We start from the raw sequence: 16,545 nt of genomic DNA on the forward strand, positions 1-16,545 counted from the left end.
CGTTTGAGCTCGTCGGCCTCTTTGGGTTCCCGGGCGGGCGAGAATCTGCGGTTGCTAAAAACCGTCGATCCCCGCCGCACGTAATGTGTCGCTCAAGGCCAGGACCTGCGGGTCGCGGAAAAATGCGCTCAATTGCGCCGCGCGTCCCGGGCCTATGCCGGCTTCGGCCTGCCATTGTTCGGTGTTTCGTTGTGCCAGTTCCTGCCAGGAGTCGGCGAGGTTTGCCTGGCCGGTCGGTGGTAAACCCAGGGCTTTGAGCCAGCGAGCAAAAGGGCGTTGGCGGGCACTGTTGAAACTGTTTAGAAGACGAGTACTGCTGCGCTCGCCGAAGCCGTTAATGTTAGCAAGCTCTTGAGCATCGAGGGTCAACCAATCCAGCAGGCCGTTCAGGTGGCCTGTTTCGAAAAGTGTCTCCCACGTTCCCGGGCCGACATGAGGCATGGCCAACCCTTGCTTGCCACTGAGCCAGGTCAGTCGTGCGAGAAACTGGCTTTCACAGCCCGGCGTCGGTTGCCAGCAACTCAAATGATGAAAGTCCGCTGCCAGCGGCGCGTTCAAGGCTGGGCGTTCGGCGGCGCGTAGTACGACGCCGTCGAGCCGGGGAATGGTCAGCCCCGCGAGGCTGATGGACACCTGATCGCCGGGGCGGATGTCCAGCTCCTCCCAGCGCCGCAGTGAGCTGACGCTGACACGCTTGATCTGCCGGTCATCGAGCGTCACCGGTTTCAAGTCCAGCACGGGTGTGATCCGTCCGGTGCGACCGACCTTGAAGTCGACTTTGCGTACTTCGGCCAGCGCCTGGGCAAAGGGGTATTTCCAGGCGACGGCCCAGTACGGTGTTTTTGCCTGCCAGCGCTCGGCCGAAGGCCGTTGGCTCTGACGCAGGACCACACCGTCACTGGCAAAGGGCAGGGGCGAGCGGTACCAGTAATTGCGCCAGTGTTCAGCATCGGCAACTGTCTGTACCGGCTGACTGTAAGGCGCGATGCTCGGCAAACCCAGCTCATCCAGAGTGGCGATGCGAGCAGGCAAACCGGCCGGGCCTTGTGGCCAGTCCCAGATAAACAGGCCGATGCCGGTCGCCTGCTCAGGGCTGAGTTCCTTGCGCGCCATCAAGCCGGCCACGGTGGCGCGGGCATTGAGGCTTCCCGCCTTGACTTGCACATGGTCGGCCAGTCGCCAATAGAGTTCGCCTTGAACCAGCAGGTCCAGCGGTTGCGACAGTTGCCGGGGGATGGCGGGGATCAGTCGCGCCGAGGCCGTCCAGTCTTGCCCGTTTATTCCGTCGCCGCGACTGATTGCCTGGTGCAGTACGCCCTTGCGGTAGATCAGCGTCACCGCCACACCATCGACTTTGGGTTGTACCCAGAGGTCCTTGCGATCGCGCATCCAGGTTTCGGCTGCACGACCATCTCGCACTTTTTCCAGTCCGGTGTGGGCAATGGGGTGGGCAGTTTTGCCGCCAGCCGTGCGTAATGGTTCGGGCGTCAGGCCCAAGTCAAAGCAACTGCGCCATTCGGTGAGGCGAGCGAGGGCTTGATCGTAAAGTTCGTCGGCAACCAGCGAGCGGCCATGGTGGTGATAACTGTCATCCCAGGTGTCGATCTGTTTTTGCAGGGTGGTGATTTCGTCCAGAGCCCTGGCGGGCGGCCAGTCGGGACAGTCGGCTGCGGTTGTAGTGAGGCAAAAAAAGCTCAGAGAAAAAACAGAAAACAGGCGCAGAAGCATTGTGAGCGTCCTTGCTCAAGGGGAGTGCTTGAAGGCTAGTCAGTATTTTCTGGCGGGGACGGTGGGTGTTTTGCTTGGTGTTTCCGGGTGGCTGGGCTGGCCTCTTCGCGAGCAGGCTCGCTCCTACAGGGAAATGCATTCCAATGTAGGAGCGAGACCGGCTTGCCGGCGATGGGAGCGACTCGGTCTCAAAGGCAAGACAATAAAAAGCCCCGCACGGCGAACCGTGCAGGGCTTTTGGTACCGCCGGGGAGGTCTTACAGGCCGGCAGCCGAACGCAGGTCGTCGGCGCGGTCGGTTTTTTCCCAGGTGAACGTGGTGAAGGTGTCTTCGCCCACGGTCTTGGTCGCCGGGGTGCGACCGAAGTGGCCGTACGCTGCGGTTTCCTGGTACATCGGGTGCAGCAGGTCAAGCATGGTGGTGATTGCGTATGGACGCAGGTCGAACACTTCGCGAACCAGTTTGACGATTTTGTCGTCGCTGATTTTGCCGGTGCCGAAGGTGTTCAACGAGATCGAAGTCGGCTGGGCAACACCGATCGCGTAGGAAACCTGAATCTCGCAACGCTCGGCCAAGCCGGCAGCGACGATGTTCTTCGCCACGTAACGACCGGCGTAGGCCGCGGAACGGTCAACCTTCGATGGATCTTTACCGGAGAACGCGCCGCCGCCGTGACGGGCCATGCCGCCGTAGCTGTCGACGATGATCTTGCGACCGGTCAGACCGCAGTCACCCACTGGGCCGCCAATGATGAACTGGCCAGTCGGGTTGATGTGGAACTGGGTGTCTTTGGTCAGCAGTTCGGCAGGCAGCACGTGCTTGACGATCAGCTCCATCACGCCTTCGCGCAGGTCTTTGTACGACACTTCAGGGTTGTGCTGGGTCGACAGTACAACGGCGTCGATACCGACAACCTTGCCGCCTTCGTAACGGCAAGTCACTTGCGACTTGGCGTCCGGGCGCAGCCAAGGCAGCAGGCCGGATTTACGGGCTTCGGCCTGGCGCTGAACCAGTTGGTGCGAGAACGTGATCGGTGCTGGCATCAGCACGTCGGTTTCGTTGCTGGCGTAGCCGAACATCAGGCCCTGGTCGCCGGCGCCCTGATCTTCAGGCTTGGCACGGTCAACACCCTGGTTGATGTCAGGGGACTGCTTGCCGATGATGTTCATCACACCGCAAGTGGCGCCGTCGAAGCCGACATCGGAGCTGTTGTAGCCGATGTCCAGAATGACGTTACGCACGATTTCTTCCAGGTCGACCCAGGCCGACGTGGTGACTTCACCTGCGATGATTGCCACGCCGGTTTTTACCAGCGTTTCGCACGCCACACGGGCGAACTTGTCTTCAGCAATGATGGCGTCCAGCACCGCATCGGAAATCTGGTCGGCGATTTTGTCCGGATGCCCTTCGGACACGGACTCGGAGGTGAAGAGGGAGTATTCGCTCATCTCGATTTTTTCCTGAATTTACCGATGGTGAGTGTCGCCAGTTGGCCGCTGAAAGTGGCGGACCTGAATCTGGAAACCATTACGTAAGCCTACATAGAGGCTTTCCCCGGGAACGAGTCCCGCAGCGGTGGCCCAACGGGCCAGATCGTCCTGTTCAAACCCCAACCAGAGATCACCGCAGGCCTCCCTGGCCCAACTCTGGTTGTGGCTACATAACTCTGTCACAAGCAGGCTACCGCCCGGTTGCAGCAATTTGGCCATGTGCTTGAGCGCATCGGCCGGCGCGGCAAAGTGGTGCAGCACCATGTTCAGTACAACGCAATCGACCTTGAGGCTTACGCCATTCAATGCATCGGCCAGTTGCAGGCTGACGTTAGCCAGCGTTTCACGTTCGCAGACCTGCCGCGCCAATTCGAGCATCGCCTGGCTGTTGTCCAGCGCGGTGACGTGAGTGAAACGGCGCGCCAGTTCCGGCAGAAAAGCACCGTCGCCAGGGCCGACTTCGATGGCCGTGGCGCCTTCGCTGAAGCTCAGTTTATCGAGCAAGGCCACCACGCTTTCGCGGTACTGCGGCAGGCCGGCAATCAGGTCTTGCTGGGCGCGAAACTTCTCCGCGACCCGTGAGAAAAAGTCTTGGCTGGCCGCTGCGCGTTGCCCGTGGACCTGACCGATCCGCGACTGCACATCGGCAGGCAGGGTCAGGTTGTCCACTTCTTCGAGCAGCGCTGCGTGCAACTTGCCGCCGAGCAGGTCGGTGTGGGGCAGGGCGCGACGGTAGAAAATCGCGTTGCCTTCACGGCGCGTCGCCACCAGGTCGGCCTGGGCCAGTACCTTGAGGTGATGACTCATGCCCGACTGGCCAATACCGAAGATCTGCGCCAGCTCGAGTACGCCAAACGAGTCGTTGGCCAGCGCGCGCAATACATTCAGCCGCAGAGGATCGCCACCGGCCTTGCACAGGGCCGCCAGCTCATCGCTCTCGTCATGTTGAATGGAAGGCACGCGTAAATTCATAGGGCCAGCAGTCTAGTGACGGTCAGAAAGTACCGCAAGAGCAATATCAAAAAGTTTTGATATTGCTCGATGGGTGGCACTTCTGATGACTTGTTCCGCTCTACAAACGAATAGCAGAAAGGTTTCACCAGCCGAAACCGTCTTTATCCATTGGAAAAACGCCTTCAGATGACTATCTGTCATTGCCGCGAGGCATGCCTGTGAGGGAAAATGCTCGCCTTTTTTCCGTTTCGTTTTATTCAAACCCTAGGAGATCAGCGATGCCCAGCCGTCGTGAGCGTGCCAACGCCATTCGTGCCCTCAGCATGGATGCCGTGCAAAAAGCCAACAGCGGCCATCCCGGTGCCCCGATGGGTATGGCGGATATCGCCGAAGTACTTTGGCGTGACTACCTGAAGCACAACCCGAGCAATCCATCGTTCGCCGACCGTGACCGCTTCGTGCTGTCCAATGGCCACGGCTCGATGCTGATCTACTCGCTGCTGCACCTGACCGGCTACGACCTGTCGATCGATGACCTGAAGCAATTCCGTCAACTGCACAGCCGCACCCCGGGTCACCCGGAACTCGGCTACACCCCGGGCGTTGAAACCACCACCGGTCCACTGGGCCAGGGTCTGGCCAACGCCGTGGGTTTTGCCCTGGCTGAAAAAGTCCTGGCGGCGCAGTTCAACCGTCCGGGCCACAACATCGTTGACCACCACACCTATGTGTTCCTGGGTGATGGCTGCATGATGGAAGGCATTTCCCACGAAGTCGGCTCGCTCGCCGGTACTTTGGGCCTGGGCAAACTGATCGCCTTCTACGATGACAACGGCATCTCCATCGACGGCGAAGTCGAAGGCTGGTTCACCGATGACACGCCGAAGCGTTTCGAAGCCTACAACTGGCAGGTGATCCGCAACGTCGACGGTCATGATCCTGAAGAGATCAAAATCGCCATCGAGACCGCTCGCAAAAGCGCGCAGCCGACCCTGATCTGCTGCAAGACCACCATCGGTTTCGGTTCGCCGAACAAGCAAGGTAAAGAAGACTGCCACGGCGCCCCATTGGGTGACGCGGAAATCGCACTGACCCGTACTGCTTTGAAGTGGAACCACGGTCCGTTCGAAATCCCGGCCGACATCTACGCCGAGTGGGACGCCAAGGAAGCCGGCCGCGCTGCCGAAGCCGAGTGGGACCAGCGTTTCGCTGCCTACTCCGCCGCTTTCCCGACCGAAGCGAACGAACTGATTCGTCGTCTGAGCGGTGATCTGCCGGCCGACTTCACCGAAAAAGCCGATGCTTATATCGCTGAAGTCGCTGCCAAAGGCGAAACCATCGCCAGCCGTAAAGCCAGCCAGAACGCTCTCAACGCATTCGGCCCGCTGTTGCCTGAATTCCTCGGCGGCTCCGCTGACCTGGCCGGTTCCAACCTGACCCTGTGGAAAGGCTGCAAAGGCGTCACGGCTGAAGACGCCAGCGGCAACTACATGTACTACGGCGTACGCGAGTTCGGCATGACCGCCATCATGAACGGCGTTGCCTTGCACGGCGGCCTGGTGCCTTACGGCGCGACCTTCCTGATGTTCATGGAATACGCCCGCAACGCTGTGCGCATGTCGGCCTTGATGAAGCAGCGCGTGATCCACGTCTACACCCACGACTCCATCGGTCTGGGCGAAGACGGCCCGACTCACCAGCCTATCGAGCAACTGGCCAGCCTGCGCTGCACGCCAAACCTCGACACCTGGCGTCCAGCCGACGCCGTGGAATCGGCGGTGAGCTGGAAGTGCGCACTGGAGCGCAAGGACGGTCCTTCGGCCTTGATCTTCTCGCGTCAGAACCTGCAGCACCAAACCCGCAACGCGATTCAGATCGAAGAGATCTCCCGTGGCGGTTACGTGTTGAAGGACTGTGCAGGCGAGCCTGATCTGATCCTGATCGCCACCGGTTCCGAAGTCGGCCTGGCGGTTCAGGCTTATGACAAGCTGACCGAGCAGGGTCGTAAAGTACGCGTCGTTTCGATGCCGTGCACCAGCGTGTTCGATGCCCAGGACGCCGACTACAAGCAATCGGTCCTGCCGTTGCAGGTCAGCGCCCGCATCGCCATCGAAGCCTCTCACGCGGACTACTGGTACAAGTACGTGGGCCTGGAAGGTCGCGTCATCGGCATGACCACCTACGGCGAGTCGGCGCCTGCGCCAGCCTTGTTCGAAGAGTTCGGCTTCACCCTGGAAAACATCCTGGGTCAGGCTGAAGAGCTGCTGGAAGACTGATCCAGAAGTTGCGTCGTCTGATCTGACGCTATCGCGAGCAGGCTCGCTCCCACAGGGTTCTACACCGTCCATGTGGGAGCGAGCCTGCTCGCGATGACGATGGAACATTCAACGCTGCACTAACGGATTCACCACGGTAATCGAGAACCCCATGCCTCAACCGCGTCCCTACAAAGTTGCACTCAACGGCTACGGCCGGATTGGTCGTTGCGTCTTGCGTGCGTTGTTTGAGCGAGGCTCGGCGGCCGGGTTTGAAATTGTCGCGATCAACGATCTGGCGGACATGGCCAGCATCGAATACCTGACACGCTTCGACTCCACGCACGGGCGTTTTCCCGGCGAAGTGAAGGTCGACGGCGATTGTCTGCATATTAATGGCGACTGCGTGAAGGTCCTGCGCAGTGCCACCCCCGAAGGCATCGATTGGGCGTCCCTGGGCGTCGATCTGGTGCTGGAGTGCTCCGGCGCTTACCACACCCGTGAAGACGGTCAGCGTTTCCTCGACGCCGGCGCACCACGCGTGCTGTTTTCCCAGCCGATGGCCAGCGAGGCGGATGTCGACGCCACCATCGTCTACGGCGTGAACCAGGATTGCCTGACCGGCGACGAGCTGCTGGTGTCCAACGCATCCTGCACCACCAACTGCGGCGTGCCGCTGTTGCGCCTGCTGGATCAGGCCATCGGTCTGGAGTACGTGTCGATCACCACCATCCACTCGGCGATGAACGATCAGCCGGTGATCGACGCCTATCACCACGAAGACCTGCGCCGTACGCGTTCGGCGTTTCAGTCGGTGATTCCGGTGTCCACTGGTCTGGCGCGCGGCATCGAACGCCTGTTGCCGGAACTTGCCGGGCGAATTCAGGCCAAAGCCGTGCGGGTGCCGACGGTGAACGTGTCTTGCCTCGATATTACGATGCAGACCGTGAGCGATACCGACGCCACCGAGGTCAACCGGATTCTGCGCGAGGCTGCCACCAGCGGCCCGCTCAAAGGCCTGCTGGCCTACACCGAGCTGCCCCACGCAAGCTGTGATTTCAACCATGACCCACATTCGGCGATCGTCGATGCCAGTCAGACCCGAGTTTCCGGCCCACGGCTGGTGAACATCCTGGCCTGGTTCGACAACGAATGGGGTTTTGCCAACCGAATGCTGGACGTTGCAGAACACTATCTGCAAACAGCAACTTCAAAAAAACCGTAGGAAGTGCGACCCATGACCGTGTTGAAGATGTCCGACCTCGATCTGCAAGGTAAGCGCGTATTGATCCGCGAAGACCTCAACGTCCCAGTCAAGGACGGTGTTGTCACCAGCGATGCGCGAATCCTGGCCTCGCTGCCGACCATCAAGCTGGCCCTGGAAAAAGGCGCGGCCGTGATGGTCTGCTCGCACCTTGGCCGTCCGACTGAAGGCGAGTTCTCGGCCGAGAACAGCCTCAAGCCTGTCGCTGACTACCTGAGCAAGGCCCTGGGCCGCGAAGTGCCGCTGGTTGCCGATTACCTGGGCGGCGTTGACGTCAAGGCCGGCGACATCGTGCTGTTCGAAAACGTGCGCTTCAACAAGGGCGAGAAAAAGAACGCTGACGAACTGGCCCAGCAATACGCCGCCCTGTGCGACGTGTTCGTGATGGACGCCTTCGGCACCGCTCACCGCGCCGAGGGTTCGACCCACGGCGTGGCCAAGTTCGCCAAAGTCGCGGCCGCAGGCCCGTTGCTGGCCGCTGAACTGGACGCACTGGGCAAAGCCCTCGGCGCTCCGGCCCAGCCAATGGCAGCCATCGTTGCCGGCTCCAAGGTATCGACCAAACTCGACGTGCTGAACAGCCTGAGCCAGATCTGCAACCAGCTGATCGTCGGCGGTGGCATTGCCAACACCTTCCTGGCCGCAGCCGGTCACCCGGTCGGCAAGTCCCTGTACGAACCGGACCTGCTGGACACCGCTCGCGCCATCGCCGCCAAAGTCAGCGTGCCGCTGCCGGTCGACGTGGTAGTCGCCAAGGAATTCGCTGAAAGCGCCACCGCCACCGTCAAGCTGATCGCCGATGTGGCGGCAGACGACATGATCCTGGACATCGGCCCACAGACCGCGGCGAATTTCGCCGAGCTGCTGAAGTCGTCCAAGACCATCCTGTGGAACGGCCCGGTCGGCGTGTTCGAATTCGACCAGTTCGGTAACGGCACCAAAGTCTTGGCCCAGGCCATCGCTGAAAGCTCGGCGTTCTCCATCGCGGGCGGCGGCGACACCCTGGCGGCCATTGATAAATATGGCGTAGCGGATCAGATCTCCTACATTTCTACCGGCGGCGGCGCATTCCTCGAATTCGTCGAAGGCAAAGTGTTGCCGGCCGTAGAAGTCCTGGAAAGTCGGGCCAAGGCCTGAGGTCGCTGATTTGACCAGGCAAAGGAGTGTTCAGATGGTCAAGACGCTAGCGCTGTTGATCGTCGCCGGTTCACTGGCGGCTTGCGGGAGTAACCCGAAGGCCGCACCGGAACCTGCGCCGCAATCGGTACAAAAAAGCTGCTACCAGGCTGACTGGCAAGCGGAAACCAACCCGGTGCTCAACAAGCGTTCCGGGCCTGATGGCCTGGACAAATACGAAACACAGACCCCCGCCAAGGAACATGGTTGTCCTTGACGGGTCTGACTCCTTACTCAGGGCTGGCAGCGTGCGCCGTCAGTCGAGGAACACGGATGAAAGGTTTTATCGCCATTACGGCGCTGGTGCTGCTGGCAGGTTGCTCGAATTTTGACCTGTTCAAGCCGGCCCAATCAACGGACAGCTGGGCCACCTGGACCTGCGACAGCCAGGCCAAAGTGGTCTGGCGCTACACTGATGACAGCCATAAGGCCGTCGACGTGCGCCTCGGTGGGGCCGATCAGGTCTATCGCCTGAAGCTTGAGCCAGGCGCCGAAGGTTCGCTGTACAGCAACGACATGCTGGCATTTCACATAAAAGGTGAGGAAGGCCTGGTTTACTGGGTCGCCACCAACGATTTGATCGGCCGCGGTTGTAAAGCCGAGTAATTGAAGGCTTGTGCCAAGCCTGTAGGAGCGAAGCTTGCTCGCGAAGAGGGCGCCACATTCAACGCATGTGGTGTCAGTTAAACCGCTTTCGCGAGCAAGCTTCGCTCCTACAGGGTTTCTGCGTAATACCGAATGAGCGGACTGGATTAACCCCCGATCTGCAATAACTTGAATAGCCGCCGCCGCTCCGGCAGGCTGGCACGATTAACGACCCAAACCGGGAGAGACACACACAATGGCACTTATCAGCATGCGCCAGATGCTGGACCACGCAGCCGAGTTCGGCTACGGCGTTCCAGCCTTCAACGTCAACAACCTTGAGCAGATGCGCGCCATCATGGAAGCCGCTGACAAGACTGACTCCCCGGTGATCGTCCAGGCGTCAGCCGGTGCTCGCAAATACGCCGGCGCACCGTTCCTGCGTCACCTGATCCTGGCGGCAATCGAAGAATTCCCGCACATCCCGGTGTGCATGCACCAGGACCACGGCACCAGCCCTGACGTCTGCCAGCGCTCCATTCAACTGGGCTTCAGCTCGGTCATGATGGACGGCTCCCTGGGCGAAGACGGCAAGACGCCGACCGACTACGACTACAACGTCCGTGTTACCCAACAAACCGTAGCCATGGCTCACGCCTGCGGCGTATCGGTAGAAGGCGAGCTGGGCTGCCTGGGTTCGCTGGAAACCGGTATGGCCGGTGAAGAAGACGGCATCGGCGCTGAAGGCGTTCTGGATCACAGCCAGATGCTGACCGACCCGGAAGAAGCTGCCGACTTCGTCAAACGCACTCAGGTCGACGCCCTGGCCATCGCCATCGGCACCAGCCACGGCGCATACAAGTTCACCAAGCCGCCTACCGGCGACGTGCTGGCCATCGACCGCATCAAAGAAATCCACAAACGCATCCCGAACACCCACCTGGTGATGCACGGTTCGTCTTCGGTTCCGCAAGAGTGGCTGGCGATCATCAACCAGTACGGCGGCGACATCAAAGAAACCTACGGCGTACCGGTTGAAGAAATCGTCGAAGGCATCAAGCACGGCGTGCGCAAGGTCAACATCGACACCGACCTGCGCCTGGCGTCCACCGGTGCGATGCGTCGCCTGATGGCCACCAACCCGAGCGAATTCGACCCGCGTAAGTTCTTCGGCGCGACTGTCACTGCAATGCGTGACGTGTGCATCGCTCGCTACGAAGCCTTCGGCACTGCCGGCAACGCTTCGAAGATCAAAGCGATTTCGCTGGAAGGGATGTATCAGCGTTATCTGAAAGGTGAGTTGAACGCCAAGGTTAACTAAGCCTCCAGCGTTTGAGTTGCACAAAAAAACCCGCCGAGAGGCGGGTTTTTTTATGGGCGATGACTCTTGGTTGAATGCGGTCATTGTAGGAGTGAGCCTGCTCGCGATGGCGGGGTGTCAGGCGACTTCAACGTTGAATGACACACCGCCATCGCGAGCAGGCTCGCTCCCACAGGTTCTGCCGTGATTCACATCACTTATCGTGATCAATATCCAGTTTGCTAAATGTCACTTTACCGCCTTCACTGGTGTACCCGGTGTTGTCCTGCACATAGACCCCGGCCTTGAAGTACAGCGGTTTGACCCGCCACATGGCGCTGATGTTGGTGTCCCACTGATAACCCGCGGCACTTATGCCCAGCGCACCACCAGGGCTGAGGTGGATGAGGTAGGAGAACTCCTGATCCAGTTTCACGCCGGTGGCGATGGTGATTACCCGGCCTTCGTCGTCATCGGGGTGCATGCGCACTTTGGCGACGATGTTGCCGGTCTTGGTGGTGGTCTTGTACTGATACTCGACCTTCACCATGGGTTTCTGGCTTTCGTAGGCGTGGATCTGGCCGATGACGATTTTCCCGGAGCTCGGCACCTGGTTCACCGCCAGGGTGGCGCGCAGGGAATTGTCGGCGTCCGGGTAGTACCAGTTTTTCAGGGTGCCGTTGCTGTAGGTTTCCCGTAGTTCGGTGCGGGGGTATTTGGCATTTTCGGTGCGGGTGCCAGTCACCGGCGACCAGAAAAACAGTGTGCCGGTGTCGGAGTGGAAGTATTGATCCTTGAACCCATTCACCAGTTTGGCCGTTTCAACGGTGTACGGCGGGTTACCGACGGGAACGCTGAGGTTCCAGGATGCGAGATCGATCATAGGCAAAGCTTCCACGAATTTTGCGGCACGGACGTACCAGAAGCTCTAGCACGCGCCTTTGGGGGCGGTCTTTATAAGCGTAGAAGGCTATTTTGTTAACGTCTGTCTGACAAATGGATGACGTCAAAATCCTGTTAAAAGGCCATCTTTCCCGGTTTTAGCGGGCTGTAGAGGTGACCGTTAGTCGGGCAATGAACCCTTTAGTTAAATGATGGCGTACTGATATCTTCTGCTTTCGCGAATCCCGGTCTAGAGTGAAGACGTAACATTTGTCCGGTTTTCACGAGAAACCGGCCTGACGCCCCGACATAGAGAAGCAGCATGGAATGCGCGCAACCCACGCCAGCCGAAGGCAGCTCAACCCTTTTAATCGTCGATGATTACCCTGAAAACCTGATCAGCATGCGCGCGTTGCTGCAGCGCCAGGACTGGCAGGTCATTACTGCTGCCTCCGGTTTCGAAGCCCTCGGCCTTCTGCTCGAACACGATATCGACCTGGTGCTGCTGGATGTGCAGATGCCGGGCATGGACGGTTTTGAAGTGGCGCGCCTGATGCGCGGCAGTCAGCGCACCCGTCTCACGCCGATCATTTTCCTCACCGCCAACGAACAGTCCCAGGATGCCGTGATCAAGGGCTACGCCAGTGGAGCGGTGGATTACCTGTTCAAACCGTTCGACCCGCAGATTCTCAAGCCCAAAGTCCAGGCGCTGCTGGAGCATCAGCGCAATCGCCGGGCGTTGCAGCGCCTGAGCCACGATCTGGAGGTCGCGCGCGCCTTCAACGCCTCGGTGCTGGACAATGCCGCCGAAGGCATCCTGGTGGTCGGCGAGGACGGTTTGATCCGCTTTGCCAACCCGGCGATGTCGCGACTGCTCAACGCCACGGTGCAAGACCTGCAAGGCAAAGAGTTTCTGGATTACCTGCAAAAGCCGCATATTCCGGTCTGGGCCGATTCAGAACTGCTGGCCGGTTACAAACGCGGCGAAACCCTGCGCCTGCACGATGCGCTATTGCGTACAGCGCCGGGCCAGCAGGTGCCTGTCGCACTTTCATGCGCGCCGTTGCCAACCGAGCAACACGCGATGGTGGTGACGGTGCTGGACATGTCGGTGGTGCGTCATCTGCATCAGCAGCTGGAGTTCCAGGCGGTGACCGACCCGTTGACCGGCCTGCTCAATCGCCGTGGTTTCTATCAGACCGTGGAAAACTTGCTGCTGCGCGGTGAGCGTAACGACAGCGCCTGGGTGTTGCTGTACCTCGACCTCGACGGTTTCAAACGGGTCAACGATTCCCTTGGTCACGATGCCGGTGACCGCGTGTTGCGCTGGGTGTCCGAACAGCTGAAGGCTTGCTTGCGCCCCTTCGACATTCTGGCGCGCATGGGCGGCGATGAGTTCACGGCGCTGCTCGATCTGGAGTTCCCCGAGCAAGCGGCCAAGATTGCCGAGAAGCTGATTGAGCGGGTGTCGATCTGTCAGCAGATCGATGGGCTGGATATCGCCCTCGGCGCCAGCATCGGCATCGCCACGTATCCGGATTGCGGGGCCAATCTCGATGGTTTGCTGCGAGCGTCCGACATCGCCATGTACGAAGCCAAGCGTGCCGGGCGTCAGCAATATCGCTTCTACGACCATGACATGAACGGTCGGGCGCGCTCACGGCTGATGCTCGAAGAAAGTGTGCGCACCGCCATCGAAAACCGCGATTTCAATCTGGTGTATCAACCGCAGGTGGCCATTGCCGGAGGGCAGATTCGCGGGTTCGAAGCCCTGCTGCGCTGGCAGCATCCGAGCGTCGGCGACGTGCCGCCGGGGCTGTTTTTGCCGTTGCTGGAAGAGGCGCGGTTGATCAGTCGCCTGGGCAGCTGGATTTATCATCGCGGCGCCGGGCAACGCAAAGCCTGGGAAACCTTGTTTGCCGAAGACTTGGTGTTGGGCGTCAGCTTGAGCAGTACACAGTTCGGCATGCCCAACCTGGTCACCGAGTTGCGTCAGGTGCTGGAGCGCCATGGCTTGCAGGCGCGGCATCTGGAGGTCGAGGTCACGGAAGAGGCCTTGATGCACAATCCCGATGAAACCCGCAAACAACTGCGCCTGCTGCGCAATCTGGGGGTGCGGGTGGCGCTGGATGATTTCGGCTCCGGGCCGTGCTCGTTGTCGCATCTGCGGGACCTGGAACTGGACACGCTCAAGCTTGACCGGCATGTGATCGCCCGGTTGCCGGACTCTTCGCGGGATGCGGCGTTGGTGCGCAATGTGATCGACCTGTGCAAGCAGTACGGGATGCTGGTGATCGCCGAAGGCGTGGAAACCGTCGCGCAATATGAATGGCTGCAAGCCAATGGTTGCGAGTACGTGCAAGGTTTCCTGGTGGCGCGGCCGATGATGGCCGAAGACGTCGGCGACTTTGTGCGGCCGTTCGACTGGAGCACGTTGATCGACTGAATTCGCTACACTGGCGGCCTTTCAGTAATTGATGTTGCCTATCCCGATGACCGCGTTGAAATACCTTCAGGCCTATCCCGTAGAGTTGCAGGACCAGGTGCGCTGGCTGATCACCGAAGGTCGGCTGGGCGATTACCTGGACAAACGCTACCCGCAAAAGCACGACGTGCAGAGTGACAAGGCGCTGTATGCCTATGCCCTGGACCTCAAGCAGGAATACCTGCGTAATGCCCCGGCCATCGACAAAGTGTTGTTCGATAACCGTCTGGACCTGACCCACCGCGCCCTCGGCCTGCACACCACGATCTCGCGGGTGCAGGGCGGCAAACTCAAGGCCAAGAAAGAAATTCGCGTGGCCTCGCTATTCAAGGAAGCGCCTTGCGAGTTCCTGAAAATGATCGTGGTGCATGAGCTGGCGCACTTCAAGGAATCGGATCACAACAAGGCGTTCTACAAGCTGTGCGAACACATGTTGCCGGGGTATCACCAGGTCGAATTCGATTTGCGGGTGTACCTGACGTGGCGGGAAATGCAGTAGCCAAGGAGTGTGTGGATGGACGTGAGCAAGACCAAGAGCAGCTTCTATCGCCGTTTATACGTGGCGTACCTGATCGACAGTGGGCTGGCCAGCAGCGTCCCGGCATTGACCGACGTGACCGGCATGCCCCGGCGCACGGCGCAGGACACCATTGCGGCGTTGGCGGATCTGGATATCGTTTGCGAGTTCGAGCAGGAAGAGGGCGCGCGCAACCATGCGGGGCGCTATCGGATTCGCGAGTGGGGAGCGATTGATCGGGGATGGATCGAGCGGAATCTGCGGCAGATTAAAGCGGTGTTGGAATATCCCTAGCTCCTGCGGTGTTTGATCTGGCGCCTTCGCGGGCAAGCCTCGCTCCTACAGAAACAGTGAAGTCTGTGTAGGAGCGAGGCTTGCCCGCGAAGAGGCCCTCAAGAACGACGCATCCCGATATGCGGAATACCATCTTCCACGTATTCCTCACCCGCCACGACAAACCCGTACCGCCCGTAATACCCCTGCAAATGCGCCTGCGCCGACAGATAAACCGGCACATCAGGCCAACGCTTCCCAGCCTGCTTCAACGCCAGGGCGATCAGCTCATGACCCAACCCTTTGCCGCGCGCTTGCGGGGCGGTAAGCACCCGGCCGATCACCACATCGCCGCCCTGTAATTCCGGGTCGAGCAAGCGCAGGTACGCCACCAGCCGATCGCCGTCCCAGGCCATCAAGTGGCAGGTGTCACCCTCCAGATCCTGGCCGTCCACGTCCTGATAGACGCATTTCTGCTCCACAACGAAAACCTCTGAGCGCAACTGCAGAATGGCGTACAGCTGCTCTTTGCCCAGATCACTGTGGTGCTTGCAGATCCAATCGATTGTCATCTTCACATTCCGTTGACCTAGTCGCTCCGATACTAATCGCCTGGGCGAAAGATGTCTTTATGGCAGAGAAATCTGTGACAAAGGCCAAAATGCCATCATTCAATTCGCGCGGCGTTGTCTTCTTTGTGTAATCTGGGCTGAAGCGCTGTGCAGTGGCTTCGATGAGCTAATGTTGGTACCTGGGTTTCGCCGTTACGGGGCCTTGGAGTTTTGGCTGAAAACACGTCGGGCAGCCGCCCGCTAAGGATTTTCGAGCATGCCGCGATTGCATCGAGCTTTGGCCTTGATCGGATTGCTGTTGCTGACTCAGAGCGCGGCAGCGGAAAAGCTGCGACTGGTAGCCGATGCCTGGCCACCCTTTACTGATGCGACGCTGCTCAATGGCGGCCTGGCGACGGACATTGTCAGCACCGCGCTGGCGCGAGCCGGCTATGCCAGTGACTTTGAACAGGTGCCCTGGGCACGTGCCCTGATGGGTGTGGGCGAAGGCCGTTACGATGTGCTGGTGAACGCCTGGTATACCGAGGAACGCACCAGACTCGGCCGGTTTTCCGGCGAGTACCTGCTCAACCGCGTGCGCTTTCTCAAGCGCAAGGACGCACCGATCGAATACAACAACCTGCAGCAGCTGCACACCTACCCGATTGCAGTGGTACGCGGTTACGCCTATTCACCGGCGTTCGATGAGGACGCCTCGCTGCAGAAGGTCCCGGTGCACAGCTTCGCCATGGCCGTGCGCATGGTCGCTGCCGATCGGGTCAAGCTGACGCTGGAAGACGAATACGTCGCGCGTTATTACCTGGCCCGGGAGTCCGCCAAGGTGCGCAATGCCGTGGAGTTCCTGCCCAAGCCGTTGAGCGAGAACAGCCTGCACATTCTGGTCAGCCTGAAAAATCCGCACCACGAAGAGATCGTGGCCAGTTTCGACCGTGAGATTGCGGAGATGAAAGCGGATGGCAGTTATGAGCAGTTGATGAAGCAGCACGGGATGTAGTTTTTGCGGTGTTGCTGATGGCCTCTTCGCTGGCAAGCCTAGCTCCTACAGGTATCGCGGCGATACTTGT

General features: G+C 59.8%; 15 protein-coding genes. 10 read left to right on the forward strand and 5 right to left on the reverse strand.

The genetic code is table 11. From position 1 onward, the window contains the following. Positions 1–54 precede the first annotated feature (54 nt). The 3 genes from ligB to IB246_RS07200 form a co-directional block, all read right to left on the reverse strand. Positions 55–1,728 carry an NAD-dependent DNA ligase LigB gene (gene ligB, locus IB246_RS07190; RefSeq protein WP_008045010.1) on the reverse strand — a complete coding sequence of 558 codons (1,674 nt, stop codon included), beginning with the start codon at positions 1,726–1,728 and terminating at the stop codon, positions 55–57. Between the two features lie 257 nt (positions 1,729–1,985). Then, positions 1,986–3,176: a methionine adenosyltransferase gene (gene metK / locus IB246_RS07195; RefSeq protein ID WP_008033298.1), complete on the reverse strand. Its 1,191-nt coding sequence runs from the start codon at positions 3,174–3,176 to the stop codon at positions 1,986–1,988. Between the two features lie 18 nt (positions 3,177–3,194). Next, a complete protein-coding gene (locus IB246_RS07200) occupies positions 3,195–4,190 on the reverse strand; it encodes an ArsR/SmtB family transcription factor (RefSeq protein WP_008045009.1) in 996 nt (331 codons plus the stop codon). Positions 4,191–4,450: 260 nt separating this feature from the next. On the opposite strand from IB246_RS07200, the gene tkt reads away from it, so the two are divergent. From tkt to fba, 6 genes are all read left to right on the forward strand, one after another. Then, a complete protein-coding gene (tkt, locus tag IB246_RS07205) occupies positions 4,451–6,448 on the forward strand; it encodes a transketolase (protein WP_008033295.1) in 1,998 nt (665 codons plus the stop codon). A 151-nt stretch (positions 6,449–6,599) separates the two neighbouring features. Further along, positions 6,600–7,652 (forward strand): erythrose-4-phosphate dehydrogenase, encoded by a 1,053-nt coding sequence (gene epd / locus IB246_RS07210; RefSeq protein ID WP_008033294.1) that lies wholly within the window; start codon positions 6,600–6,602, stop codon positions 7,650–7,652. A gap of 12 nt (positions 7,653–7,664) precedes the next feature. Continuing rightward, positions 7,665–8,828 carry a phosphoglycerate kinase gene (locus tag IB246_RS07215; protein ID WP_008033293.1) on the forward strand — a complete coding sequence of 388 codons (1,164 nt, stop codon included), beginning with the start codon at positions 7,665–7,667 and terminating at the stop codon, positions 8,826–8,828. 34 nt (positions 8,829–8,862) lie between these two features. Then, positions 8,863–9,084: a hypothetical protein gene (locus IB246_RS07220; RefSeq protein WP_008033291.1), complete on the forward strand. Its 222-nt coding sequence runs from the start codon at positions 8,863–8,865 to the stop codon at positions 9,082–9,084. A gap of 56 nt (positions 9,085–9,140) precedes the next feature. Beyond that, complete coding sequence (locus IB246_RS07225) at positions 9,141–9,473, forward strand: MliC family protein (protein WP_008045002.1); 333 nt, start codon at positions 9,141–9,143, stop codon at positions 9,471–9,473. Between the two features lie 235 nt (positions 9,474–9,708). Next, on the forward strand, positions 9,709–10,773 hold the full coding sequence (gene fba / locus IB246_RS07230) for a class II fructose-bisphosphate aldolase (protein ID WP_007981624.1): 1,065 nt from the start codon (positions 9,709–9,711) through the stop codon (positions 10,771–10,773). A gap of 193 nt (positions 10,774–10,966) precedes the next feature. Here the strand turns inward: fba and IB246_RS07235 are convergent, their stop codons facing one another. Next, positions 10,967–11,635, reverse strand: a complete 669-nt coding sequence (locus IB246_RS07235; protein ID WP_008044751.1) for a polysaccharide lyase family 7 protein — start codon at positions 11,633–11,635, stop codon at positions 10,967–10,969. A gap of 321 nt (positions 11,636–11,956) precedes the next feature. On the opposite strand from IB246_RS07235, the gene IB246_RS07240 reads away from it, so the two are divergent. The 3 genes from IB246_RS07240 to IB246_RS07250 are packed head-to-tail and all read left to right on the forward strand — an operon-like array spanning position 11,957 to position 14,930. Then, on the forward strand, positions 11,957–14,080 hold the full coding sequence (locus IB246_RS07240) for a putative bifunctional diguanylate cyclase/phosphodiesterase (protein WP_008044752.1): 2,124 nt from the start codon (positions 11,957–11,959) through the stop codon (positions 14,078–14,080). Between the two features lie 46 nt (positions 14,081–14,126). Beyond that, positions 14,127–14,618, forward strand: coding sequence for a YgjP-like metallopeptidase domain-containing protein (locus IB246_RS07245; RefSeq protein WP_032832888.1), 492 nt, complete (start codon positions 14,127–14,129; stop codon positions 14,616–14,618). A gap of 15 nt (positions 14,619–14,633) precedes the next feature. After that, positions 14,634–14,930, forward strand: coding sequence for a winged helix-turn-helix domain-containing protein (locus IB246_RS07250; protein WP_008033286.1), 297 nt, complete (start codon positions 14,634–14,636; stop codon positions 14,928–14,930). 98 nt (positions 14,931–15,028) lie between these two features. On the opposite strand, the gene IB246_RS07255 is transcribed toward IB246_RS07250, so the two are convergent. Beyond that, positions 15,029–15,481: a GNAT family N-acetyltransferase gene (locus IB246_RS07255; RefSeq protein ID WP_008044754.1), complete on the reverse strand. Its 453-nt coding sequence runs from the start codon at positions 15,479–15,481 to the stop codon at positions 15,029–15,031. Positions 15,482–15,737: 256 nt separating this feature from the next. Between IB246_RS07255 and IB246_RS07260 the strand changes: the two genes are divergently transcribed. Then, positions 15,738–16,475, forward strand: a complete 738-nt coding sequence (locus IB246_RS07260; protein ID WP_008033284.1) for a substrate-binding periplasmic protein — start codon at positions 15,738–15,740, stop codon at positions 16,473–16,475. Positions 16,476–16,545 lie beyond the last annotated feature (70 nt).

The organism is Pseudomonas sp. PDM01, assembly GCF_014852325.1.
Lineage (GTDB): Bacteria > Pseudomonadota > Gammaproteobacteria > Pseudomonadales > Pseudomonadaceae > Aquipseudomonas > Aquipseudomonas migulae.

Bases quoted from the DNA above. Each gene is read 5' to 3' on its own strand.
- IB246_RS07215 (WP_008033293.1), top strand. From the start codon at position 7,665: ATGACCGTGTTGAAGATGTCCGACCTCGATCTGCAAGGTAAGCGCGTA.
- IB246_RS07225 (WP_008045002.1), top strand. From the start codon at position 9,141: ATGAAAGGTTTTATCGCCATTACGGCGCTGGTGCTGCTGGCAGGTTGC.
- IB246_RS07235 (WP_008044751.1), bottom strand. From the start codon at position 11,635: ATGATCGATCTCGCATCCTGGAACCTCAGCGTTCCCGTCGGTAACCCG.
- metK (WP_008033298.1), bottom strand. From the start codon at position 3,176: ATGAGCGAATACTCCCTCTTCACCTCCGAGTCCGTGTCCGAAGGGCAT.
- IB246_RS07255 (WP_008044754.1), bottom strand. From the start codon at position 15,481: ATGACAATCGATTGGATCTGCAAGCACCACAGTGATCTGGGCAAAGAG.
- IB246_RS07260 (WP_008033284.1), top strand. From the start codon at position 15,738: ATGCCGCGATTGCATCGAGCTTTGGCCTTGATCGGATTGCTGTTGCTG.
- IB246_RS07220 (WP_008033291.1), top strand. From the start codon at position 8,863: ATGGTCAAGACGCTAGCGCTGTTGATCGTCGCCGGTTCACTGGCGGCT.
- IB246_RS07245 (WP_032832888.1), top strand. From the start codon at position 14,127: ATGACCGCGTTGAAATACCTTCAGGCCTATCCCGTAGAGTTGCAGGAC.
- tkt (WP_008033295.1), top strand. From the start codon at position 4,451: ATGCCCAGCCGTCGTGAGCGTGCCAACGCCATTCGTGCCCTCAGCATG.
- IB246_RS07200 (WP_008045009.1), bottom strand. From the start codon at position 4,190: ATGAATTTACGCGTGCCTTCCATTCAACATGACGAGAGCGATGAGCTG.
- IB246_RS07250 (WP_008033286.1), top strand. From the start codon at position 14,634: ATGGACGTGAGCAAGACCAAGAGCAGCTTCTATCGCCGTTTATACGTG.
- fba (WP_007981624.1), top strand. From the start codon at position 9,709: ATGGCACTTATCAGCATGCGCCAGATGCTGGACCACGCAGCCGAGTTC.
- epd (WP_008033294.1), top strand. From the start codon at position 6,600: ATGCCTCAACCGCGTCCCTACAAAGTTGCACTCAACGGCTACGGCCGG.
- ligB (WP_008045010.1), bottom strand. From the start codon at position 1,728: ATGCTTCTGCGCCTGTTTTCTGTTTTTTCTCTGAGCTTTTTTTGCCTC.
- IB246_RS07240 (WP_008044752.1), top strand. From the start codon at position 11,957: ATGGAATGCGCGCAACCCACGCCAGCCGAAGGCAGCTCAACCCTTTTA.